19 protein-coding genes are annotated in these 23,574 nt (G+C 72.0%); 4 read left to right on the top strand and 15 right to left on the bottom strand.

Annotated elements, in window-relative coordinates; translation table 11 throughout:
* Window positions 1-257: 257 nt before the first annotated feature.
* From ACGH7X_RS21210 to bldG, 6 genes are all read right to left on the bottom strand, one after another.
* Window positions 258-455: a hypothetical protein gene (locus ACGH7X_RS21210; protein WP_399886975.1), complete on the bottom strand. Its 198-nt coding sequence runs from the start codon at window positions 453-455 to the stop codon at window positions 258-260.
* A gap of 241 nt (window positions 456-696) precedes the next feature.
* Window positions 697-2,211, bottom strand: a complete 1,515-nt coding sequence (locus tag ACGH7X_RS21205) for a methyltransferase (RefSeq protein WP_399886974.1) — start codon at window positions 2,209-2,211, stop codon at window positions 697-699.
* 147 nt (window positions 2,212-2,358) lie between these two features.
* A complete protein-coding gene (locus ACGH7X_RS21200; protein WP_399886973.1) occupies window positions 2,359-2,949 on the bottom strand; it encodes a small secreted protein in 591 nt (196 codons plus the stop codon).
* A 206-nt stretch (window positions 2,950-3,155) separates the two neighbouring features.
* Window positions 3,156-5,561 (bottom strand): sodium-translocating pyrophosphatase, encoded by a 2,406-nt coding sequence (locus ACGH7X_RS21195; protein ID WP_399886972.1) that lies wholly within the window; start codon window positions 5,559-5,561, stop codon window positions 3,156-3,158.
* A 304-nt stretch (window positions 5,562-5,865) separates the two neighbouring features.
* Window positions 5,866-6,297 carry an ATP-binding protein gene (locus ACGH7X_RS21190; RefSeq protein ID WP_399886971.1) on the bottom strand — a complete coding sequence of 144 codons (432 nt, stop codon included), beginning with the start codon at window positions 6,295-6,297 and terminating at the stop codon, window positions 5,866-5,868.
* Window positions 6,298-6,405: 108 nt separating this feature from the next.
* Complete coding sequence (gene bldG, locus ACGH7X_RS21185) at window positions 6,406-6,747, bottom strand: anti-sigma factor antagonist BldG (protein WP_003975386.1); 342 nt, start codon at window positions 6,745-6,747, stop codon at window positions 6,406-6,408.
* A gap of 82 nt (window positions 6,748-6,829) precedes the next feature.
* Between bldG and ACGH7X_RS21180 the strand changes: the two genes are divergently transcribed.
* Entirely contained in the window at window positions 6,830-9,286 is a 2,457-nt protein-coding gene (locus ACGH7X_RS21180) for a DEAD/DEAH box helicase (protein ID WP_399886970.1), read from the top strand.
* On the opposite strand, the gene ACGH7X_RS21175 is transcribed toward ACGH7X_RS21180, so the two are convergent.
* The 7 genes from ACGH7X_RS21175 to ssd form a co-directional block, all read right to left on the bottom strand.
* Window positions 9,249-9,869 carry an Rv3654c family TadE-like protein gene (locus tag ACGH7X_RS21175; RefSeq protein ID WP_399886969.1) on the bottom strand — a complete coding sequence of 207 codons (621 nt, stop codon included), beginning with the start codon at window positions 9,867-9,869 and terminating at the stop codon, window positions 9,249-9,251. The two genes, ACGH7X_RS21180 and ACGH7X_RS21175, sit on opposite strands and share 38 nt — an antisense overlap.
* Entirely contained in the window at window positions 9,866-10,267 is a 402-nt protein-coding gene (locus ACGH7X_RS21170; protein WP_399886968.1) for a TadE family type IV pilus minor pilin, read from the bottom strand. The genes ACGH7X_RS21175 and ACGH7X_RS21170 overlap by 4 nt, the downstream gene beginning before the upstream one ends.
* Complete coding sequence (locus tag ACGH7X_RS21165) at window positions 10,254-10,481, bottom strand: DUF4244 domain-containing protein (RefSeq protein WP_399886967.1); 228 nt, start codon at window positions 10,479-10,481, stop codon at window positions 10,254-10,256. The genes ACGH7X_RS21170 and ACGH7X_RS21165 overlap by 14 nt, the downstream gene beginning before the upstream one ends.
* A 163-nt stretch (window positions 10,482-10,644) precedes the next feature.
* Window positions 10,645-11,442, bottom strand: a complete 798-nt coding sequence (locus tag ACGH7X_RS21160) for a type II secretion system F family protein (protein WP_399886966.1) — start codon at window positions 11,440-11,442, stop codon at window positions 10,645-10,647.
* Window positions 11,439-12,320 carry a type II secretion system F family protein gene (locus ACGH7X_RS21155; RefSeq protein WP_399897208.1) on the bottom strand — a complete coding sequence of 294 codons (882 nt, stop codon included), beginning with the start codon at window positions 12,318-12,320 and terminating at the stop codon, window positions 11,439-11,441. Before ACGH7X_RS21155 ends, ACGH7X_RS21160 begins: the two co-directional genes overlap by 4 nt.
* Window positions 12,321-12,352: 32 nt before the next feature.
* The gene (locus ACGH7X_RS21150; RefSeq protein WP_399886965.1) at window positions 12,353-13,525 is read right to left on the bottom strand and encodes a TadA family conjugal transfer-associated ATPase; all 1,173 of its coding nucleotides are present in this window, start codon (window positions 13,523-13,525) and stop codon (window positions 12,353-12,355) included.
* Window positions 13,526-14,493: 968 nt separating this feature from the next.
* Window positions 14,494-15,663 carry a septum site-determining protein Ssd gene (gene ssd / locus ACGH7X_RS21145; RefSeq protein WP_399886964.1) on the bottom strand — a complete coding sequence of 390 codons (1,170 nt, stop codon included), beginning with the start codon at window positions 15,661-15,663 and terminating at the stop codon, window positions 14,494-14,496.
* Between the two features lie 612 nt (window positions 15,664-16,275).
* On the opposite strand from ssd, the gene ACGH7X_RS21140 reads away from it, so the two are divergent.
* Window positions 16,276-17,121 carry an HAD family hydrolase gene (locus ACGH7X_RS21140; RefSeq protein WP_399886963.1) on the top strand — a complete coding sequence of 282 codons (846 nt, stop codon included), beginning with the start codon at window positions 16,276-16,278 and terminating at the stop codon, window positions 17,119-17,121.
* Between the two features lie 325 nt (window positions 17,122-17,446).
* On the opposite strand, the gene ACGH7X_RS21135 is transcribed toward ACGH7X_RS21140, so the two are convergent.
* Entirely contained in the window at window positions 17,447-18,271 is an 825-nt protein-coding gene (locus ACGH7X_RS21135; protein ID WP_399886962.1) for an oxidoreductase, read from the bottom strand.
* Between the two features lie 111 nt (window positions 18,272-18,382).
* Between ACGH7X_RS21135 and ACGH7X_RS21130 the strand changes: the two genes are divergently transcribed.
* Window positions 18,383-19,363, top strand: a complete 981-nt coding sequence (locus ACGH7X_RS21130) for an ATP-binding protein (protein ID WP_399886961.1) — start codon at window positions 18,383-18,385, stop codon at window positions 19,361-19,363.
* Window positions 19,364-19,384: 21 nt separating this feature from the next.
* Here the strand turns inward: ACGH7X_RS21130 and ACGH7X_RS21125 are convergent, their stop codons facing one another.
* Window positions 19,385-20,680 carry a hypothetical protein gene (locus ACGH7X_RS21125; protein WP_399886960.1) on the bottom strand — a complete coding sequence of 432 codons (1,296 nt, stop codon included), beginning with the start codon at window positions 20,678-20,680 and terminating at the stop codon, window positions 19,385-19,387.
* Window positions 20,681-21,026: 346 nt separating this feature from the next.
* On the opposite strand from ACGH7X_RS21125, the gene ACGH7X_RS21120 reads away from it, so the two are divergent.
* Window positions 21,027-23,525, top strand: coding sequence for a SulP family inorganic anion transporter (locus ACGH7X_RS21120; protein WP_399886959.1), 2,499 nt, complete (start codon window positions 21,027-21,029; stop codon window positions 23,523-23,525).
* The last annotated feature ends 49 nt before the right edge of the window (window positions 23,526-23,574 follow it).

Raw genomic sequence — 23,574 nt, 5'->3', positions numbered from 1 at the left:
CTCCGGTCGACGCTGGGCCTCCCCAGGCCGTGGTCCCGGGGTCGGGTCGTGCTGCATTTCGGTCGTGACGCTGCGGAGTGTGACGGTACCTCCCGCCCCCGTGTCAAACGGGAAAAGCCCGCAACGGCCACTCGAACGGTAACCCGACGAACCCAGTTCCTGCCGCCCGGAGTACTCACCTGCCCTGACGCGTGCATCCGGAGCGCGATCCCCCGATTACTCGGGCGCCGCCGCGGGCAGGGGTCGGAACCGGCCTCTCACACGCGCGTCAGGCACCATGCGCCGAGGGCCAGCGCGACCACGGCGGCGACGCTCGCGACGGTCGCCGATGCGACGGGGCTCACACCGTGCGCGACGGGCCGGCCGTGCCGTACCCGCGTCGTGGTCCACACCAGCAGACCGGCCCCGAACAGGGCGAACACCAATCCCGCGAAGATCGCCGGTCCGCGCTCCATGGTCCCGTGCCCCTTTTCTCAAGCCCGCGAGTGTCCAGCCTCCGGGGAGGCTGCCACCCGCGGGCAGCGGGCAGGCGAACCCGAGGTGAACGGGGGGCCGACGGGGCCGACGGGGCCGCCGCCCGCCGACGGCCGTGGCTCGTTCCCGGTACGCCGGCGGGGCGGGGCGGGGGCGGCGCGGCGCGGAAAAAGAATTGGGTGCGCACACCCACGCCCGGCTGCCGCGCCGTGCCACGCCGTACTACGCCGGTTCGAGGAAGCCCTGCTCCACCAGCAGCCGGATCTGGGCGGGCGTGCGGTCGCGCAGGGCCACCGGGTCCTCGCCCACCAGTTGGGCGATGGCGTCCAGGATGCGCCCCGCGCTCATGGTGCCGTCGCAGACGCCCGCGAAACCGGCGCCGACCGTGTCGACCCGGGTGGCCCGGCGCATGCCGCGGTTCTGGCGCAGCACGACGTGCTCCGGGTCCTCGGCGCCGGGCAGCCCGACCTGCTCCTGGACGACCTCGCCGGCCAGGGTGAAGTGCGCTTCGAGCAGGGCCGCGTCGTCGTGGGCGCGCAGGTAGTCGACGCGGTCGAAGTGCGCGCGCACGGTCTCGCCGAGCGGCTGCTCGATCGGGTGCGGCCATTCCTCGGCGATGACCGAGGGCTCGGCGGCCCCGGTCCGGCGCAGGGTGATCCAGCCGAAGCCGACGGCTCTGACCTTGCGTGCCTCGAACTCGTCGAGCCACGCGTCGTACCGCGCCTGGTACTCGGCCGGTTCGCCGCGGTGGTCGCCCGCGTCGCGGAGCCACAGCTCGGCGTACTGCGTGATGTCCTGCACCTCGCGCTGCACGATCCAGGCGTCGCAGCCGCGCGGCACCCAGGAGCGCAGCCGGTCCGTCCAGTCCTCCCCCTCCACGTGCTGCCAGTTGGCGAGGAAGTGCGCGAACCCGCCCTCGTTCAGGCGCTCCCCCGTCTGTTGAACGAGCGAGCGGCACAGATCGTCCCCGCCCATCCCGCCGTCGCGGTAGGTGAGGCGGGCGCCCGGTGAGATCACGAAGGGCGGGTTGGAGACGACGAGGTCGTACGTCTCGTCGTCGTGGACCGGCTCGTAGAGGGAACCCTCGCGCAGTTCGGCGGCGGGTGCCCCCGACAGGGCGAGCGTGAGCGCGGTGATGTGCAGCGCGCGCGGGTTGACGTCGGTGGCCGTCACGCGCGTGGCGTGCGCGGCGGCGTGCAGCGCCTGGATGCCGGAGCCGGTGCCGAGGTCGAGGGCCGCGGAGACGGGCGTACGGACGGTGAGGCCCGCGAGGGTCGTGGAGGCGCCGCCGACGCCGAGGACGACGCCCTCGGCATGGCTGCCGATGCCTCCGGCGCCGCCGACCGCGCACCCCAGGTCGGAGACGATGAACCAGTCCTCACCGCCGGGCCCGCCGTAGGGCCGTACGTCCACGGTGGCCGCGACCTCGTCGCCCGCGCGGACGAGCCATCCGCTCTCCAGGCAGGCGTCGACGGGCAGAACGTCGTCCACGCGCGCGTGGAGGACGGGTTGCTGGAGCAGGAACAGCCGGACGAGCAGTTCGAGCGGCGTGTCGCCGCGGGTCGCCCGGAGGGCGGGCACGGTCTCGCTGCGCGACAGCGCCGCGTAGGCGGGGGCGCCGAGCAGCTCCAGCAGTCCGTCGGCGGTGAAGGACGCCCCGAGCAGGGCGCCCCGCAGCCGGGCGGCGACGTCGGGGCGGTCGGCGGAGGGCAGGGGGGACAGGCTGGCGTTACTCACCCCTCCATTGTGGCCCGCACCCCGCCCCGCGCCTCCGCAGCCGACGCCGGTTCCTGGTCGGTCCCGGTCGGCTCCTGGCCGTCGTCGTCGGCTCTTGGCCCCCGCCGTCAGCTCTCGGCCGTAGCCGTCAGTTCTTGGACCCAGCCGTCAGCTCTTGGCCGTCGACGCCGACGGGGTGGCCGCCTTGCAGCTGGGCTGCTCGGCCATCGCCTTGCCGACGTCGCCCTCCTCCAGGGTCTTGAGCGCGTTGCTGCCGCTCTTGCTGAGTTTGTTCAGCTCGGTGGCGATGTCCTTGAGGCCGTCGGCGAACTTCGCCTGGTCCTTGGTGTCGAGTTCCTCCACCTGCTTGCGCAGGGAGGCGTACGACGCGGAGAGGCCGTTCAGCTCGGTGACGGCGTCCTTCTGCTTCTTCTCGCCGTCGTCGACATCGGGAGCACCGGCCTTCTGCACGGTGGTACCCATCGCCTTGTAGGCGTCGGACATGTCCTGGAAGGCCTTGGCGTCGGTCTTCTGGACCTCCGCCGGCGTGCTGTTGTCCGAGGTCTCCTTCTGGATCGCCGAGTTGGCCGCCTCGATCTTCTTGGCCTGCGGCTGCACCCCTTCGCAGACCTGCTTCGCCCAGGCGTCCAGCTTCTCGTTGTCGTCGCTGCCGCCGCATCCCGTCAGCGCCAGTGCCAGTACCGCACCGCCGGACAGTACGGCCGCGAGCTTCTTGTTCACCGGATTGGCCCCTTCCATGGCTCTCGGCCCCGGAACATACACGCCGGATGGGGGACATCCGCCGGACGAACATCCGTTAAGACCGTATTGAAGCCATTTGCACCAAGAGAGAGAAGGCTCACGGTGAGGGGCGCCTGTACGCGCGAAACGGGCGGACGACGCGTCAACACGCGCCGTCCGCCCGTCCTTTGAGCTGCGCCTCGCGTGAGGCAGTGCGGTGGGAGCTACGAAACCACCGCCGGATCGGCCGACTTGGGCTCCTGGTCGGAGTTGTCTTCGTCACCCATGGCGATCCCGCGCCGCTTGGACACGTAGACCGCCGCCGCGATGACGACGAACGCGACGACGGCGATCAGCACCCGTACGCCGATGCTCTTGTCGGGGCCGTAGGAGAACTTGATGACCGCCGGCGCGATGAGCAGCGCCACCAGGTTCATAACCTTCAGCAGCGGGTTGATCGCCGGTCCGGCGGTGTCCTTGAAGGGGTCGCCGACCGTGTCGCCGATGACGGTGGCCTCGTGGGCCTCGCTGCCCTTGCCACCGTGGTGGCCGTCCTCGACGAGTTTCTTGGCGTTGTCCCAGGCGCCACCGGAGTTGGCGAGGAACACCGCCATCAGCGTGCCCGCGCCGATCGCGCCCGCCAGGAACGCGCCGAGCGCGCCCACGCCGAGCGTGAACCCGATGAAGATGGGTGCCAGCACGGCGAGCAGCCCGGGCGTGGCGAGTTCCCGCAGGGCGTCCCTGGTGCAGATGTCGACGACCTTGCCGTACTCCGGTTTCTCGGTGTAGTCCATGATTCCGGGACGCTCCCGGAACTGCCGTCGCACCTCGTAGACCACCGCGCCCGCCGACCGCGACACCGCGTTGATCGCCAGCCCCGAGAAGAGGAAGACGACCGCCGCGCCCGCGATGAGCCCGACCAGGTTGTTGGGCTGCGAGATGTCCATCATCAGGCTCATCGGCGCTCCCTCGCCGCTGAGTTTCTCGCCCACGTCCGCCGCGCCGGTGGTGATGGCGTCGCGGTACGACCCGAACAGGGCCGCCGCCGCGAGGACTGCGGTGGCGATGGCGATGCCCTTGGTGATGGCCTTGGTGGTGTTGCCGACCGCGTCCAGGTCGGTGAGCACCTGGGCGCCGGCGCCCTCGACGTCGCCGGACATCTCGGCGATGCCCTGCGCGTTGTCGGAGACCGGGCCGAAGGTGTCCATCGCGACGATGACGCCGACCGTGGTGAGCAGGCCGGTGCCGGCCAGCGCCACCGCGAACAGGGCCAGCATGATCGACGTACCGCCGAGCAGGAAGGCCCCGTAGACGCCGAGGCCGATCAACAGGGCGGTGTAGACGGCGGATTCGAGACCGAGGGAGACACCGGCGAGGACGACGGTGGCGGGACCCGTGAGCGAGCTCTTGCCGACATCCTTGACGGGGCGCCGGGTGGTCTCGGTGAAGTAACCGGTGAGCTGCTGGATCAGGGCGGCGAGCACGATGCCGATCGCCACCGCGACGAGCGCGAGGACGCGCGGGTCGCCGTCCCGGCCGGCGATCGCCGCGTCGGTGACGCCGTCCAGCTCCGAGTACTTCCCGGGCAGGTAGACGAAGACGGCCACCGCCACCAGCACCAGCGAGATCACGGCGGAGATGAAGAATCCCCGGTTGATCGCGCTCATGCCGCTGCGGTCGGACCGCCTCGGTGCCACCGCGAAGATGCCGATCATGGCGGTGAGCACGCCGATGGCCGGGACGAGCAGGGGGAACGCCAGTCCCGCGTCGCCGAAGGCCACCTTGCCGAGGATCAGCGCGGCCACCAGGGTGACGGCGTACGACTCGAAGAGGTCCGCGGCCATGCCCGCGCAGTCGCCGACGTTGTCGCCCACGTTGTCGGCGATGGTCGCGGCATTGCGCGGGTCGTCCTCCGGAATGCCCTGTTCGACCTTGCCGACCAGGTCGGCGCCGACGTCGGCGGCCTTGGTGAAGATGCCGCCGCCGACCCGCATGAACATCGCGATCAGCGCGGCACCGAGGCCGAAGCCCTCCAGGACCTTCGGCGCGTCGGCCGCGTAGACCAGCACCACGCAGCAGGCGCCCAGCAGGCCGAGCCCCACCGTGAACATGCCGACCACGCCGCCCGTTCGAAACGCGATCTTCGTCGCTTTGTGCGAGACGAGAGTGAGATCCTTTTCCGGTTCGCCGGGGGCCGGTGTCGCTTCCCGCGCCGCCGCGGCGACGCGCACATTGCTGCGCACGGCGAGCCACATACCGATATAGCCGGTGGCCGCCGAGAACGCCGCGCCGATCAGGAAGAAGATCGAACGTCCGGCACGTTGATTCCAGTCGTCCGCGGGCAGCAGCATGAGCAGGAAGAACACGACGACGGCGAATACGCCAAGCGTGCGCAACTGCCGGGCCAGGTACGCGTTCGCGCCTTCCTGGACGGCCGCCGCGATCTTCTTCATGCTGTCGGTTCCCTCGCCCGCCGCGAGCACCTGGCGTACCAGGACTCCCGCGAGCACCAGCGCGGCCAGCGCGACGACCGCGATGACCGCGACCAGGGCACGGTTCGAGTCGGTCAGCACGGCGGCTGCGATGGTCGAGGGGTCGCCCAACTGATGAGGGGTGGAAAGCTCCGCCATTCGTCCTCCTTGACGCTTGGGCTGAGCTCAAGATGTGGACGGGATTGTAGGTACCGGAAGCTGATCAAAACAGTGCACGACAAAAGGAATTGACCTGTCAACCGCAAGGGCGCCGGAAGTAGTAATGCCCTTCCGGCATTAATGCGTGATCCTTTTCGTGATCCTTTTGCTGATCCTGTTTATGATCGATTTCCCGTGCGACTGATCGTGAAGGAATTCACTTGGCGCCCGCACGAGACCAATGTATGTCCGCACATGCCAGAGGGCCCCACCAGGTGGGGCCCTCTGGGTGACACGGGGAATGTCAGACCGGCGGCAGCACCGCCGGAGCGGTCGGCCAGGTCATGCGGATCAGTCCGCCGCCCTCACCGGCCGTGACCTCCACGTCGTCGACGAGTCCACTGATGACCGCGAGGCCCATCTCGTCCTCCTCGGCCTCCAGATCGTCGGCGCCGTCGCCCGAGGTCTTGACCCCGGGGACCGCGTGCGGCGCCTCGTCACCGACCTCGATGGAGAACTGCTTCTCCTCCTCGATCAGCGACACCTTGACCGGCGCCGTGATGCCGACGTGCTGATGAAGACCCACAGCCCGAGTGCAGGCCTCGCCGACGGCGAGCCTGACCTCGTCGAGGACGGCCTCGTCCACTCCGGCCCTGCGTGCCACCGCAGCCGCCACCAGACGGGCGGTGCGGACATGCTCGGGCAGCGCGCTGAAGCGGAGTTCGACGGTGGCCATGCATCCCCCTCGGAACTGCGGGCGTGCTTTCGAGGGTCCGGGCCGCCGACAGCCCGGACCCCCCTCGTTCTCTTGCTGTCCCGGGCCCCAGGGGCCCGGAACCGGTCGTCAGTCGGTGGCCGCCACCGCTTCCTCGACCGAGGTGTGAATGGGGAACACCTTGGTGAGGCCGGTGATACGGAAGATCTTGAGAATGCGCTCCTGGTTGCAGACCAGGCGCAGCGAGCCCTCATGGGCACGCACCCGCTTCAGTCCGCCGACCAGTACGCCGAGCCCTGTGGAGTCGAGGAAGTCCACGCCCTCCATGTCGACGACGAGGTGGAAACTCCCGTCGTTCACGAGCTCGACCAGCTGCTCACGCAGCTTGGGCGCGGTGTATACGTCAATTTCGCCACCGACCTCGACGACCGTACGATCGCCGACGGTACGGGTCGACAGGGACAGGTCCACGGATCCTCCAGCACCTTGCTATCGAGCGGTCGCCCTTCGGGACACCTCGGCTTGAAGCCCCCAGGACGGTTCGCCAGCCGCGATGGCATTCAATCACTTACCGGCAGGCGTGCACGACGCCTTGGTCCCATTGTCCGTCACGCCAGTGACAGACTCGGTGCCGATGGCCAAGAATCACCGACCCGATCAACCCCCGGCGGAGCCCGGCTCCCGGCCGGAACCGGGCATGCTCCTGGACCGGCTCGCCGCGGGGCCGAGCCGGGCTGCGCGCATCACTCATACGGAGCACTTGCCCCCGCGTGCGGGCCGTCATGCCGTCTGGCCGGACCGGATTCGGCCGGAGGTCGTCGCCGCGGTGCAGGCCGCGGGCATCGAACACCCGTGGGCCCACCAGGCACGCGCGGCCGAGCACGCCCTGGACGGCGACTCGGTGGTCGTCGCCACGGGCACCGCGTCCGGCAAGTCCCTGGCCTACCTGGTGCCCGTGCTGTCGACGCTCCTGGACGGCTCCGAGGCCCCGAACGGGCGTGGCGCCACCGCCCTCTACCTCGCTCCGACCAAAGCGCTGGCCGCCGACCAGTGCCGTTCCGTGAAGGAACTTTCACAACCTCTCGGCACCTCCGTGCGAGCCGCGGTGTACGACGGCGACACGCCGTTCGAGGAACGCGAGTGGATCCGCCAGTACGGCACCTACGTCCTGACCAACCCGGACATGCTGCACCGCGGCATCCTGCCCTCCCACCCCCGCTGGTCCTCCTTCCTGAAGTCGCTGAAGTACGTCGTCATCGACGAATGCCACACCTACCGCGGCGTCTTCGGCTCCCACGTCGCCCAGGTGCTGCGCAGACTGCGCAGACTGTGTGCGCGCTACGGCGCGTCGCCCGTGTTTCTGCTCGCCTCCGCCACCGCCGCCGAGCCCTCGGTGGCGGCCCGCAGGCTGACCGGGCTGCCGGTGGTCGAGGTCGCCGACGACGCGTCACCGCGCGGTGAACTGGTGTTCGCCCTGTGGGAGCCGCCCCTGACCGAACTGGAGGGCGAGAAGGGCGCACCGGTCCGCCGTACGGCCACCGCAGAGGCGGCCGACCTGCTCACCGACCTCACCGTGCAGGGCATGCGTTCGATCACCTTCGTCCGCTCCCGGCGTGGCGCGGAGCTGATCTCGGTGATCGCCCAGGAACGGCTGGCCGAGGTCGACCGCTCGCTGGTCCGGCGCGTGGCGGCGTACCGCGGCGGCTACCTCCCCGAGGAGCGCCGCGCCCTGGAACGCGCCCTGCACTCGGGTGATCTCCTCGGCCTCGCCGCGACCAACGCCCTGGAACTCGGCCTCGACATCTCCGGCCTGGACGCCGTCGTGATCGCCGGGTATCCGGGCACCCGGGCGTCCCTGTGGCAGCAGGCGGGCCGGGCGGGCCGCGCCGGGCAGGGCGCCCTGGCCGTACTGGTCGCCCGGGACGACCCGCTGGACACCTTCCTCGTCCACCACCCGGAGGCGCTGTTCGACCAGCCCGTCGAATCCACGGTCCTGGACCCCGACAACCCGTACGTCCTCGCCCCGCACCTGTGCGCGGCGGCGGCCGAGCTGCCCCTGACCGAGGAGGATCTGAAGCTCTTCGGTCCCGCTTGCGAGGAGCTGCTGCCCCAGCTGGAGGCGGCGAAGCTGCTGCGCCGGCGGACCCGGGCCTGGCACTGGACACGCCGTGAGCGGGCCGCCGACCTCACGGACATCCGCGGGGAGGGCGGACGTCCGGTCCAGGTCGTCGAGGCCGGTACGGGGCGGCTGCTGGGCACGGTGGACGCCGGCGCCGCCCACACGAGCGTCCACGAGGGAGCCGTGCACCTCCACCAGGGGCGCACCTACCTCGTCCGCTCCCTCGACCTGGAGGACTCCGTCGCGCTCGTCGAGCAGGCCACCCCCGCCTATTCGACGGTGGCTCGCGACACGACGGCGATCGCGGTCCTGGAGACCGACGTCGAGGTCCCCTGGGGCGACGGGCGCCTTTGCTACGGCTCCGTCGAGGTCACCAACCAAGTGGTCTCCTTCCTGCGCCGGCGCCTGATCACCGGCGAGGTCCTGGGCGAGTCGAAGCTCGACCTCCCTCCCCGGACGCTGCGCACGCGCGCAGTGTGGTGGACAGTCACCGAGGACCAGCTGGACGCGGCCCGGATCAACCCGGAGATCCTCGGCGGGGCCCTGCACGCCGCCGAACACGCCTCGATCGGCATGCTGCCCCTGTTCGCGACCTGCGACCGCTGGGACATCGGCGGCGTGTCGATCCCCCTGCACCCGGACACGCTGCTGCCGACGGTCTTCGTGTACGACGGCCACCCCGGCGGCGCGGGCTTCGCCGAGCGCGCCTTCCACACGGCCCGCGAATGGCTCACCGCGACCCGGGAGGCCATCGCCTCCTGCGAGTGCGACGCCGGCTGCCCGTCCTGCATCCAGTCCCCCAAGTGCGGCAACGGCAACGAGCCACTGCACAAGCGGGGGGCGGTACGCCTGCTCACGGTGCTGCTGCGGGGAGCCGCGGAGGCGGGGTAGGCGGAAGAGGACGTGAGAGAGGTGGGAGAGGTGGCGGAAGTGGCGGAAGTGGCGGAGGTGGCGGAGGTGGCATCACGGGGCGTACACCCACAACCGCCGGCACCTCCGTGGCCGGGCCCGCCCTCGCCCGGACCTCCGCCGCGAACGGCCCCCTTCCCGAGGCCGCCTTCACGTCCGAGACCTGCCTGGTGAGCACGCACCGGACCAGTCGCGCGCCCTGGGCCCGCGCGACCCGCTCAGCCCCGGCGCAGGCCGCCGTGCCGCCCTGTGCCCAGTGGTCCGCCGCCGCGAGCGCCGCCAGATCGGCACCGCCGGCCGCGCGATGCCGGGCGACGACCGCCTGCCCCAGGGCCAGCACGATGCCGAACACCACGCACAGAACGGCGATCGCGCCAACGCTCCACACGGTGGCCGACCCCTGGTCGGAGCCGAAGCCACGGCGACGGCCAACCCCGGCACCGGAGCCTGAGCCTGAGCCTGAGCCAGGACTGTGACCGGAGCCTGAGCCAGGTCCGCGACCGGGACCGGAGCCAGGACCGGGGGTCCGGTCGGTAGCCGGCCGGAGCGGCGCGCCGCCCCTCACGGCTCCGCCCCCAACTCCTGCTCGACCGATGCCACGGCCTCCTCCCGTACCTCGAAGGGCAGCCCGTGCAGAGCCGGTGGGTCGGCCACGACGACCACACGGACCAGGTCCGCCTCACGGCTGAGGGTGACCCGCGCCCCGCGTGGTGCCGCCTCGCTGGCAACCTTGACGACCGCGTCGGCCGGATCCTGACGCGCCGCCGCACGGGCGCCCGTCCGGGCCGCGTCCACGCACTGGATCTGAGCGGCCACCACGAGCAGCCCCCACACCAGCGCCATCGCGAAGACCACCAGCACCGGAAGCACCACGGCCGTCTCCGCCGTCACGAATCCTCTGTCCGAGTGGCGTCCGCGGGCACCGCGGGCCCAAGCCCTCGCCGCTCGCTCACATTTTCGCATTGAGTGCCCGCTTCACGATGCCCTGCAGCTCCGCGCTGACCGCGCCGCTCGTCACGACCTTGTAGAGGATCACGGCGAAGGCCACCGCCGCGACGATCCCCATCGCGTACTCGGAAGTGACCATTCCCGTGTCCCGCCGCACCGCCTGCCGCAGCAGCGCCGTCCGTACTCCGCACACCAGGGCACGCACCCGTGCCCGTACCACCTGATACATCGCAACCCCCGTGTGGCTCGATCCTGTTGCTTACTCGGCTGCTTACTCGGCCGTTCGGTCATCCAGTCGTCCGCCGTCCGGCGGTCAAGTCGTCCGGTCGTCCGTAGGCCACTCACTCGCCGGCTCCGCGCCGATACGCGTCCCGTACGTCGTCCCCGATCCGTCAGCCACCACCTCCCCCGGGGCCCAGCACCCCGCCGGCCAGCCCGATGACCACCGGCAGCACGCCCACCGCGATGAACGCGGGCAGGAAGCACAACCCCACCGGCGCGGTGACCATGACGGCCGCTCGACGGGCCCGGGTCGTCGTGGTGCGTGCCCAGTCGGCACGGGCCTGGGCGGCGAGTCGGGCGACCGGGCCCGCCGCGGGCAGACCGGACACCTCGGCCCGCTCCAGCAGCCGCGCCAGGGGCCCGGCGCCCCGAAGCGCGGCCAACCCGCGCCAGGCCTCGCCCAGTTCGCTGCCCAGCCGCACCTCGGCGGCGCCGCGGCCCAGCGCGTCCCCGACCGGCCCGCCCAGGGCATCGCCGACCGCCCGAGCGGCCGCCACCGGGCTCGCGCCCGCCGCGATGCAGGCCGCCAGCAGATCGGCCGCCAAGGGCAGTTGGCGTGCGGCCTCCGCGGCGGCGGCCTCCGCCGCCGATGTACCGGCGGCCGAGCGTCGGGTGCTCCAGCGCCACAGGGCGGCAGCGCCCGCCAGTCCCACCACGCCGCCGGCGACGCCGCCGATCACGGCCCAGCCGGCGACCGCAGTGCCCACCAGTGGCAGCCATCTGCGGGCGGCGCCCAACGCCTCGGCGCGTCGCGGACCGGGGTGGTCCTGTTCCGGTGTCAGCAGCCCCATGAGACGTCTGCTCACCGCCCGCTCCCGCCGCGCGGCTCCGAAGCGCCACACCAGCCAGCCGGTGACCAGCAGCGTCCCCGCCACTGCCCACAGCCTGTGGACAAGGTCGCCGTTCACGACGCCGCCTCCGCTCCGCGCACGATCCGCGTCACCCACCACACGCCCAGGCCCTCCAGGACTCCGCCGGCCAGCAGACAGCCCAGCCCGGCCGAGGTGTGCAGCAGCACGTGCAAGGGGTCTGACCCGAGGGCGACGCCGAGCAGGAGGCCGAGGGCCGGCAGGCCTGCGAGCATCACGGCCGTGGCGCGGGCACCCGCCAACTGGGCGCGCAGGTCGGAGCGCTGGTCCCGCTCGGCGCGCAGAGCGCCCTCCAGCCGGTCGAGACCGGCCGCGAGTCCCGCGCCCTGGTCGACCGCGACCCGCCAGCACGCCGCGAGAGCCCGCAGTCCCTCGGCGCCGGGTTGCCCCGCCGCCACCGTGAGCGCCCCGGGGACGTCCCCGCCGAACCGGGCCGCGGCCAGCACCGCCGCCTGCACGTCACCGAGCCCCCCGGAGTCGTGCGCGGCGCACAACAGCGCCTCGCCCGGCTGACGCCCCGCCCGCACCTCACCGGCGAGCGTCCCGCACAGCGCGATCACCGCGTCCTGTCGATGCTCCCGGGCCCGCCTCGCCCGGCCGGCCAGCCGCGTCCTCCGCAGCACCGGCACTCCGGCCGCCCCCGCGACGACCGGCAGTACCGAGTGGCCCAGGAGTGCCAGCACCAGCCCGGCGGCAAGTGACCACCATTCGGCCCTCAGCCGGCCACGGACGCGCCGCAGCTCGTCCGTCACCCGGCGGGCCGGGGGCGGCCCGATACCGGCCGTCCCGTCCGTCCGGCCTTCGGCAAGCACCCGCCGCGCCCGCCGCACGCCGGAGTGCCACCCGCCGGCAAGCCACGCGGCCGCCCCCAGGCAGGCGAGGGCCACACCTGTCGACAGCTCACCCGTGCCCGCCATCCCCGTCATCCCCGTCACCTCCGTCACCTCCGTCACCTCCGCGTCTCCCGTCCGACGGCTCGCCCTTCGAGCCCGTCGCCGCGCAACAGCTCGCGCAGCCGCTCCCATCCGCGTTCGGCCACGAAGGCCTCCGTGCCCCATCGCAGCGCCGGCACCGTCCGCACCAGCCCCGACGGGTCCCGTTCCAATACGTGCACCTCGGCGATCCGGCGGCGTCCCGCGCGGTCACGGACCAGGTGCAGGACCACGGAGAGGGCCGCCGCGAGCTGGCTGTGCAAGGCCGCGCGATCCAGACCGGCGGCCGTGCCCAGCGCCTCCAGCCGCGCCGGTACGTCGGCGGCCGCGTTGGCGTGCACCGTCCCGCAGCCGCCTTCGTGGCCGGTGTTCAACGCAGCGAGCAGATGGACCACTTCGGGCCCGCGCACCTCGCCTACGACCAGCCGATCCGGTCGCATGCGCAACGCCTGCCGCACCAGGTCCTCCAGGGTCACCAGGCCCGCGCCCTCCTGGTTGGCGGGTCTGGTCTCCAGACGGACGACGTGCGGATGGTCCGGGCGCAGCTCCGCGGAGTCCTCGGCAAGCACGATGCGCTCGTCCGGTCCGACCAGCCCGAGCAGGGCGCTGAGCAGCGTCGTCTTGCCGCTGCCCGTACCGCCGCTGACGAGGAAGGACAGCCGGGCCCGCAGCAGCGCGCGCAGCACGCGGTCGCCGCCGGGCGGCACGGTGCCCGCCGCCGCCAGTTCGTCGAGGGTGAAGGCGCGCGGCCGTACGACCCGTAGTGACAGGCAGGTGCAGCCGACGGCGACCGGTGGCAGTACCGCGTGCAGCCGGGTGCCGTCGGGCAGCCTTGCGTCCACCCACGGCCGGGCGTCGTCGAGTCGGCGTCCGGCGACGGTGGCGAGGCGCTGTGCGAGCCGCCGTACCGCCCCCGCGTCGGGGAAGGAGACCGGCGCCAGCTCCAGGCCACCGCCCCGGTCCACCCAGACCCGGTCCGGGGCGGACACCAGTACGTCGGTCACCGACGGGTCGGCGAGCAGCGGTTCCAGTGGCCCGCTGCCGACGAGCTCCGACCTGAGCTGTTCGGCGGCACCGAGGATCTCGGCGTCCCCGAGCACCCGCCCCTGCTCCCGCAGAGCCTGCGCCACACGCGCGGGCGTCGGCTCCGCCCCGCTCTCGGCAAGCCACCGCCGCACGCCGTCGAGCATCCCGGGCGCGGGCCCCGGGCCGCTCCGCGAAGCCGCCGCCGGTGACCTCCCGGAAGCAGGACCCGGGGACCACCCGGAGAGTGCCGCCGGTGACCTCCCAGGAGCTGCACCCGGGGACGACCCGGAGACTGCCGCCGATGTCCTCCCAGGAGCAGCACCCGGGGACCACCCGGAGACTGGCGCCGATGACCTCCCAGGAGCAGCACCCGGGGACTCCCCGAAGACTCGCGCCGGCAACCGCCCGGAAGCAGGTCCGGGGTACCGCCCGGGGGCCGGCGGTCGCACCCGCCCGGCAGCCGGCCCGGCAGACCCTCCCGCGGCCCGCGCATGTACCCGCCCGGAGGGCAACACGGCAGGCGGTTCGGACACCGGCCCTGAAGGCCGCCCACCGGCCGAACCGGCGACTCCCCCGGAAGCCGGTCCCGTGCCCCCGACAGGGGCCGGTCCCGCAGGGGTCCTGGCAGCCCACCCCTCGGACGCTCCACTACCCACTCGCCCGGACGCCTGGGAAGCCCAAACCTCCTCAAGCCCTCCAGCCGACCCCCTGGAAACCCCAGGACCCTCGAAAACCCCCGAAGACCCGACAGCCCCAGGAGCCCCGGAAGCCCCGGCAGCCCCACCCCCAGGCCCTCCAGCAGCCGACCCTCCAGGCGCTCGGGCAGCCCAGCTCGGGGCCACCCGCGCGGTCACCCCACCAGTCGGCCCGGAACCTCGGCCGGCCATGCCCCCTCCGGAGGCCGGCCTCACGAGCGTCTCAGGGCTCCCGCCCGACTCCGCCGCCGCGACCGACACCAGCACCTCGACCCGCCTTCCACCGCTCCCCGCATCCACCGCCCCGGCCACGTCGGCCAGACCGTCCGCGTCGGCCGCACCGGCACCTCGCCACGCCACGGGCGTCATTCCGTGCTCACCGGTACTCGTCAGGCCCATCTCGCCCACCTCGCTCACCCCCTGCGTCACGTCACTCATCAGCCGCCCTCACCCCGCTCCGCCGACTCCGCCAGCGCGCGCTCCCAGAACCCCAGGCAGAAGCGCGCCAGCGGGCCGCGGGCGGACGTGCCCGGGGGACGTTTGCTCTCGGCGGCGCGCAGGAGCCCGGACTCGACCGGCACTTCGCCGGCCAGGGGGAGGCCGAGCAGCCGGGCCACCTCACGGTCGTCCAGCCCGGAGGCGTAGGGCCCGCGTACCGCGACCCGCAGGTCGCGCAGGACCATGCCGACCGCGGCCGCCACCCGGCCCGCCGCCGCGACGGCGCGCAGCTCGGCGGGGACGACGAGGATTCCGACGTCGAGCTGCGCGAGTACCTCGGCGACGCCGTCGTCGATCCGGCGCGGCAGGTCGACGACGACCGTGCCTCCCCTGCGCCGGGCCGCCGCGAGTACCGCACGTACGGCCTGCGGGGGCACCGCGACGCAGTCGCCCCGGTCCCAGCTGAGGACCCGCAGCGAATGCAGCTGGGGCAGCGACTCCTCCAGGGCGCCGCCGCCGACCCGCCCGCGGGAGGCCGCGAACGCCGGCCATCTCAGCCCGTCGGCTGTCTCTCCGCCGAGGAGGACGTCGAGGCCGCCGCCCAGCGGATCGGCGTCCACCAGCAGACTGCGCAGCCCTTCCCGTGCGGAGGTGACGGCGAGCGCGCAGGCCAGAGTGGACGCTCCGGCGCCGCCCCGGCCACCGATGACGCCGACGGTGAGCGCCGGACGTCCGACGCCCTCGGCCACGTCGGCGATGCGGTCGACCAGCCACTGCTCGCCGTCGGGCAGCATCAGGACATGGTCGGCGCCGATCTCGACGGCCCGCTGCCAGACCCCCGAGTCGTCCTGGTCGCGGCCCACGAGGACGACGCCTCGTCTCCGCACGGCTCCGCGCACGCGCCGCGCCGCGTCGTCCCCGACGAGGACGAGTGGCGCGGCCTCCCAGCCGGTGCGCCGCCCGGACCTCGGGGATGCGGAGGGCGTCGCTGACGTCGAAGGCGTCACCGGCGTCACGGGCAGCGAGTGGTGCACCTCGGGCGTGGCGCCGGCCGCCGCGCACAGGCGCAGCAGGTCGTCGAGTAGCTCCGTGTCCTCGGTGACGATCAAGGGACCGCTCTGGCGCCCTCCGGCTACGGGCGGTGGGTCGTGCGTGATGATTCCGGTCATGGCTGCTTCCCCCTTCGGCGCGGCTCCCGCGGTCGCGCCCGGCGTCTCCTGGTCTCTCGCGCAGCCCCTGCGGCCCCGCGATCCGCAGCCGTGTGAAGAACCGGAAACCGGTCCCCGCATCAACGGCCGACAACACGCGTCCGGCAAAAGATCCGGCCGTAGAACCGGGCGCGGCCCGAACGCATGGGAATCACGGTGCAGCGATCCGGAAAATCATGTGGATCTTGGTCAAAAACTGTGGACAACTCGACGGTTGTGAATATCGACTCACCCAAACCGGTGAGCCTCGCCCCGTCCCGCTCCACCCCCTGTGCGACTCCCGCAGAGCAGTCCGGCGACTACGCTGCGTAGCCGACAGTGGGTAGCACGACATGTGGGCCCCGCGCCGTAACGGCGCGGGGCCCAGATCGCGGGTAGTGCGAAGAAACCCACCCGGACATGCGACGACCCCCGCCGGGGGGGAGAGCGGGGGTCGTCTCCACGGCCGACTCGGGGGGGGAGGAGTCGGACCGGGTTAGCACGGTCGCGAACGATCCGTGACTTCCATGGTGTACCCGAGAGCCTTCTCAGGCAAACCCACGCGCCCCAGCTTACGCCGAATGGGCTGCGCCTATGCTCAGGGTTGTGGAAAACCACTCCTTGCCCCACTCCATGCCCCGCACAGCGGCCTTCTTTGACCTGGACAAGACGGTCATTGCGAAGTCGAGCACGCTCACGTTCAGCAAGTCGTTCTACCAAGGCGGGCTGATCAACCGCAGGGCCGTGTTGCGTACCGCATATGCCCAGTTCGTCTTCCTCGCCGGCGGAGCCGACCACGACCAGATGGAGCGGATGCGCGAGTACCTCTCCACGCTGTGCCGCGGCTGGAACGTCCAGTTGGTCAAGGAGCTCGTCGCCGAGACCCTGCACGACCTGATCGACCCGATCATCTACGACGAGGCGGCCTCCCTGATCGAGGAGCACCACACCGCGGGCCGCGACGTCGTGATCGTCTCCACGTCGGGTGCCGAGGTCGTCGAGCCGATCGGTGAACTGCTGGGCGCGGACCGGGTGGTGGCGACCCGCATGATCGTGGGTGACGACGGCTGCTTCACCGGGGAGGTGGAGTACTACGCGTACGGCCCGACCAAGGCGGAGGCGATCCGTGAGCTGGCCCGGTCCGAGGGGTACGACCTGTCCCGCTGCTACGCCTACAGCGACTCGGCGACGGACCTGCCGATGCTGGAGGCCGTCGGCCGCCCCCACGCGGTCAACCCGGACCGGGCGCTGCGCCGGGAGGCTCTCGCGCGCGAGTGGCCGATTCTCGATTTCCACCGTCCGGTGCGGCTCAAGCAGCGGCTTGGGAAATTCTCCGTGCCGCCGCGGCCGGCGCTCGTCGCCGCCGCGGCGATAGGCGCCGCGGCGGCCACCGCGGGGCTCGTCTGGTACGCGAGCCGTCGGCGGTCCGCCGCGGCCTGATCGGCCCTTTCACCGTCGTATGCGCGCAAAAGTAAAGAAGTGCGGCGAGCACTTCCGCTTGCTCGGGCCCAGGAGTACAAAGGACTCAACGGCCCGCGAGACCAAGGACATCCGAAAGGATCACCTTAAAAACGCATTTGGCCCCACGGACCGAGCATGGACACCGGGCACCCACGCGACGTCGACCCGTCGATTACGGGCCAGCCGCACCAGGTGACGGGCAAAGTTCCGACCTGATGGGCACATATCGAGGACGCCTGGTAACCGGGTGGTCATGCCAGCGGCGGTACGAGCACTCGTACCGCCGCATTTCTGTCCCGCTCGCCTACGCCGCACCGCGCTGGAGCGCCTCGCACACCGCCGTCGACTCCCGGGCGCCCAGCGCGACCGCCCTGCCGCAGTGGGCGATCCAGGCGGCCATGCCTTCCGGGGTTCCGGAGACGTAGCCGTCGAGCGCCGCCAGGTAGGCCGCGCGCCCCGGCTCGGCATGGCCCACCTCGGCCGGGCAGACCGACTTGGGATCCAGTCCGCTGCCGACCAGGACGATGCGCTCGGCCGCGCGCGCGACCAGGCCGTTGTGGGAGGTGAAGGGGCGCAGCGCCAGGATTTCCCCGTGCACCACGGCGGCCGTCACCAGCGCGGGCGCCGAACCGCCGGCCATGACCAGCGCGGCCAGCCCGTCCAGACGGCCGTGCGCCTCTTCGGCGTCGGGCAGCGGCAGCTCGACGAGGGGTTCGTCCACCGGCTCGCCCGGCTGTCGGGGCCGTCCCACCTGGTCGGCGTTGTCCGCGGCCGCCACCAGGTGCAGCCGGGCCAGCACCCGCAGCGGCGACTGGCGCCAGATGGAGAGCAGTTGCCCCGCCTCCGCGGTCAGCCGCAGCGCAGCGCCCACCGCGCGCGCCTCGTCGTCGCCGCTGAAGTCGCTGCGCCGGCGCACCTCCTCCAGGGCCCAGTCCGCCCCGGACAGTGCCGCCGATCCCCGGGCGCCGCGCAGTGCCGCCTCGGAGGTGATCTCGTTGCTGCGGCGCCGCATGATCCGGTGGCCGTAGACGCGGTCCACGGCCTTGCGTACGGACTCCACGGACTCGGGCACGCCGGGCAGTGCGCCCAGGGCCGCGAGCGGATCGGCGTTCGCCCCTGTCGTACTCATGAGTACGACCCTACGCACCCGGGCGCCACGCCCCACGAATGAGTGGTCTTCTTCACCCGTCACCAGGCTCGTGTGCCACGTACAGCTATCGAAGCACTACGCTTGGTGAACATGAAAATTGCTTTCGTCGGGAAGGGCGGCAGCGGCAAGACCACCCTGTCCTCCCTGTTCGTCCGCCATCTCGCCACCACCGACGCACCCGTCGTCGCGATCGACGCCGACATCAACCAGCACCTGGGGGCCGCGCTGGGCCTCGACGAGGCCGAAGCGGCCGCTCTGCCCGCGCTGGGCGAGCACCTTCCGTTGATCAAGGACCACCTGCGCGGCACCAACCGGCGCATCTCCTCCACCGAGAAGATGATCAAGACGACCCCGCCCGGCGAGGGCTCGCGCCTGCTGCGCGTGCGCGGGGACAACCCGGTCTACGAGGCCTGCGCCCGGCCGGTGGAACTCGACGGCGGGGCCGTCCGTTTGATGGTCACCGGGCCCTTCACGGACGCCGACCTGGGAGTCGCCTGCTACCACTCCAAGACGGGAGCGGTCGAGCTGTGCCTGAATCACCTGGTCGACGGACGTGACGAGTACGTCGTGGTGGACATGACCGCCGGCTCGGACTCGTTCGCCTCCGGCATGTTCACCCGCTTCGACATCACGTTCCTCGTCGCCGAGCCGACTCGGAAGGGCGTCTCCGTCTACCGCCAGTACAAGGAGTACGCCCGCGACTTCGGCGTCACCCTGAAAGTCGTCGGCAACAAGGTGCAGGGGCCGGACGACCTCGACTTCCTGCGTGAACAGGTCGGAGACGACCTGCTGGTCACCGTCGGGCACTCGGACTGGGTGCGCGCCATGGAGAAGGGCCGCCCGCCCCGGTTCGAGCTCCTGGAGGAGGCCAACGTCCGGGCGTTGCGCGCGCTGCACACGGCCGCCGACGCGACGTACGAGCTGCGGGACTGGGCGCGCTACACGCGGCAGATGGTCCACTTCCACCTGAAGAACGCCCAGAGCTGGGGCAACGAGCGCACCGGGGCCGACCTGGCGGCGCAGGTCGACCCCGGCTTCGTGCTGGGCGAGGAGATCGTCGCCCCGGCGTGACGCCCTTCGGGCGGGCGGCCGCTACTGCTTGGCGGCCGGCGCCCCGGGCACGCCCTTGGGCGCCGGCGCGGGCGCGGCCGACAGGAAGGACGCCCAGCTCTTCTTGGGAGCCTCCCCGACGCCGAGGGTGCGCAGCTTCTTCAGGACCTTCGGGTCCTGGGCGTCCAGCCAGTCCGCGAGCTGCCGGAAGGAGACGCAGCGCACCTCCTTCTTGGTGCACACCGTCTCGACGACCTCCTCGACGGCGCGCATGTAGGTGCCGCCGTTCCAGGACTCGAAGTGGTTGCCGATGATCAGGGGCGCGCGGTTTCCGTCGTAGGCCCGGTCGAAGCCCTTGAGGAGGCTCTCACGCATCTGGTCGCCCCAGAACTCGCGCTTGGCGGGGTCGCCCTGGGTGGCCGTTCCCGACTGGTTGACCATGTAGTTGTAGTCCATGGTGAGCTGCTCGTAGGAGTGGCCTGGGAACGGCACGAGCTGCATCGACAGGTCCCACAGGCCCTCCTTCTTCGCCGGCCAGACCTGGTTGTTCACCCCGCTGCTGTCGTAGCGGAAGCCCATCTCGCTCGCGGCCTTCATGAAGTTCTTCTGGCCCTCCAGACACGGGGTGCGGGCGCCGATCAGCTCCTTGTCGTAGTCGAAGGGGAGGGGCGCCGCGTTCTTCATCCCGGTGTTGGTCTTCCAGGTCTTCACGAACTGCTTGGCCTGGCTGATCTCCTCCTTCCACTCCTCGACGGACCACTCGCCGACCCCGCCGTCGGCACCGCAGAAGTGCCCGTTGAAGTGGGTGCCGATCTCGTTGCCCTCCTGCCACGCCAGCCGCAGTTGCTTCACGGTGTCGGCGATGCCCTGCTCGTCGTTGAAGCCGATGTCGGAGCGGCCCGGGGAATGCTGGGGCGGGTTGTAGAGGTCCCGCTTCTCGCTCGGCAGCATGTACACGCCGCTCAGGAAGTACGTCATCGTGGCGTTGTTCTCCTTGGCCACTTCGCGGAAGTGGGAGAACAGCTTCTGGCTGTCCTCGCCCGCGCCGTCCCACGAGAACACCACGAACTGCGGGGGCTTCTGGCCCGGCTTGAGACGTTCGGGCCGGGGCAGGTGCGGCTGGGCACCGGTGTACGCGGTGGAGCCGTCACCGATCAGCCGGACCGCGTTCTTGGGCGCCGGGGCTGCTTTTCCCTTTTCCTTCTGCGGACCGTGCGTCCCTTCGCCGGAACCGCTGCCGCCGTCGATCGCGCAACCGGCGAGCGACGCGGCGCAGATCGCGGCGACCACGGCACGCGTGGCCATCCTGTGGGTGGCCATCCTGCGGGTGGCGGCCATGTCCGCCCACCTTCTTCCTTCTCTCGGGCCAACGCCGACGAGGCGATGTCGGGTGCTGAGCCGGGCCGTGCCGTCAGCGCCGTCAAGGTGACACGGAAATGAGAAGGAATTAGTACGACAAGCCGATGAAATACCTGATTCACTCTGGTGAGCGGTCCATTACTCCATTTGCGCGAAAAGTCTATGCCTTTTCTTTACTCTGAATTACGCTCTGTTTACTGAGCGCAATCACCGAGCGCTCGGGTATCCCGCCGCTGCATGCCGTGACCCACGGCCGCGAACGCCTCCCCGCCCAGCCGGGGATCCCATGACCGCGACCGCGCAGCCCCGGAGGAGACGGGAAAACATGTCTGCCTGCGTCCCCGCCCGCGCCGATTCGGCCCGGACCAAGCACGTCCACCCACCCCACAGCCCGCCGCCCGGCGGCCCCCGGCGCTTCCGCGTCGCGGGCGCCGACCTGTCGGCCTCGATCGCGGTCTTCCTGATCGCCCTGCCCCTCTCCCTGGGCATCGCCCTCGCCACCGGCGCCCCCCTCCAGGCCGGCCTCGTCGCCGCCGCGGTGGGCGGGATCGTCGCCGGACGGCTCGGCGGCTGCCCGCTCCAGGTCAGCGGCCCCGCCGCCGGACTCACCGTGGTCACCGCCGACCTCATCCAGCACTACGGATGGCGTACGACCTGCGCCATCACCGTTCTCGCCGGTCTCGCCCAACTGGGCCTGGGCTGCCTGCGCGTGGCACGCTCGGCGCTCGCCGTGAGCCCCGCCATCGTGCACGGCATGCTCGCCGGCATCGGCGTCACCATCGCCGTCGCCCAGCTCCACATCGTCCTCGGCGGCACCCCGCAGAGCTCCGTGCCCGACAACCTGGTCGCGCTGCCCGCCCAGTTGGCGCACCCGCGCCCCGCCGACCTGGCGGTGAGCGTGCTGACCCTGACCCTGCTGCTGCTCTGGCCGCGCGTCCCGGGCCGGGCCGGGCAGCTTCTGGGTAAGCTGCCCGCCGCCTTGATCGCCGTCGCCGGCGCCACCGCGGTCGCCTCCCTCGCCGGGCTCCGCCTGACCAAGGTCGACCTGCCGTCATGGAGCAGCCACGCCCTGGCCACGCTGCCCGACGGTCCGGTGCTCGGGCTCATCGCCGCCGTCCTCACCACCACGCTGGTGTGCAGTGTGCAGTCCCTGCTCGGCGCGGTCGCCGTGGACAAGCTGACCGCCGCCAGGCCGAGCCCGACCGGCCGCGTCAAGCGCTCCGACCTCGACCGCGAACTGCTCGGGCAGGGCGCCGCCAACATCGTCTCGGGGTCCCTCGGTGGGCTGCCCATCGCCGGTGTGGCCGTGCGCAGTTCCGCGAATGTGGCGGCGGGCGCCGTCAGCCGGAACTCCACGATGCTGCACGGCGTTCTCGTAGTGATCGCCGCACTGCTGATGGTCCCGGCCCTGGAGCTGATCCCGCTCGCCTCGCTCGCCGCCCTGGTCATGGCCGTCGGCCTCAAGATGGTGTCGCTGAACCACATTCGCACGGTGACCCGCCACCGTGAGGTGCTGGTCTACGCGGTCACCACCTGCGGCGTGGTGTTCCTCGGCGTCCTGGAGGGCGTCGCGCTGGGCATCGCCGCCGCCGTCGGCGTCGCCCTGCACCGCCTGACCCGCACCCGGATCACACACGACGAGACGGAGGGAGTCCACCACGTACATGTACGAGGCCAGTTGACGTTCCTGGCCGTGCCACGGCTCAGCCGGGTCCTGCACCAAGTGCCCCACGGGGCGGACACCGTCGTGGAGCTGGACGGGTCGTTCATGGACCACGCCGCGTACGAGTCGCTGCAGGACTGGCAGAGGACGCACACCGCGCAGGGCGGTTCCGTCGACATCACCGGCCGCCGGGCCGGCACCCGGATCTCCGAACCGGCCGAGGTGGACGGCTGCCGCTGCCGCCCCTGGACACCTTGGCGCAACCACCAGTGCGAACGCCCCCCGACCGCGCCACCATCCGGCACGGACCGGCAGGACGCCACCGGCTGGACCCCCGGCACGGCGAGCAACCCGACCGTCCCAACCGGCCCGGGCGCACTCCGCGCACCCGGCACGCCCGGCACGCCCGGCGCACCCGAGCCAAGGCCACGGTCAGGCGGGCCCGACAGACCCAGTGGCTTCAGCGGGCCCAGTGGTCCCAGCGGACGCGAACTCGCCCGTGGGATCAGCGCGTTCCAGCGCAACACCGCCCCGCTGGTGCGCCGTGAGCTGGCCCGGCTGGCCCGGGAGGGACAGCAGCCCTCCCAGCTGTTCCTCACCTGCGCCGACTCGCGGGTGGTCACGTCGATGATCACCTCCAGCGGCCCCGGAGACCTCTTCGTGGTGCGCAACGTCGGCAATTTCGTGCCGCTGCCCGGCGCGGAGAGCGGCGACGACTCGGTGGCCGCCGCGATCGAGTACGCGGTGGACGTGCTGAAGGTGCGGTCCGTCACGGTGTGCGGGCACTCCGGGTGCGGAGCGATGCAGGCGCTGCTCAGCGCCGAGCCCGCAGGTGCGCGGACCCCGCTCCAGCGGTGGCTGCGGCACGGGTTGCCGAGCCTGGAGCGGGTGCCCGAGGGCGAGGAGGGGGACGAGGGTGCCCGACCCCGGCTCGCCGGACGCGGGCCGGCCGACGCGGCCGAGCGGCTGTGCCTGGCCAACGTGGTCCAGCAGCTGGAGCACCTGCGCGCCCACGAGTCGGTGTCCCGGGCACTGGCCGCCGGGGACCTGGAGCTGCACGGCATGTACTTCCACGTGGGCGAGGCGCAGGCGTACCTGCTCTCCGAGGACGCCGGAGACGGCGTGTTCGAGCTGGTGCTGGAGACCGACCTGACCGCCTGAGCGTTCCCGGAGCCGGGGCGCGGGGAGTGTGAGGGGCATTACAGCCGCT

This window comes from Streptomyces sp. BBFR51, assembly GCF_044591655.1.
Lineage (GTDB): Bacteria > Actinomycetota > Actinomycetes > Streptomycetales > Streptomycetaceae > Streptomyces.
This window is presented reverse-complemented; position numbering and strand designations above follow the sequence as displayed.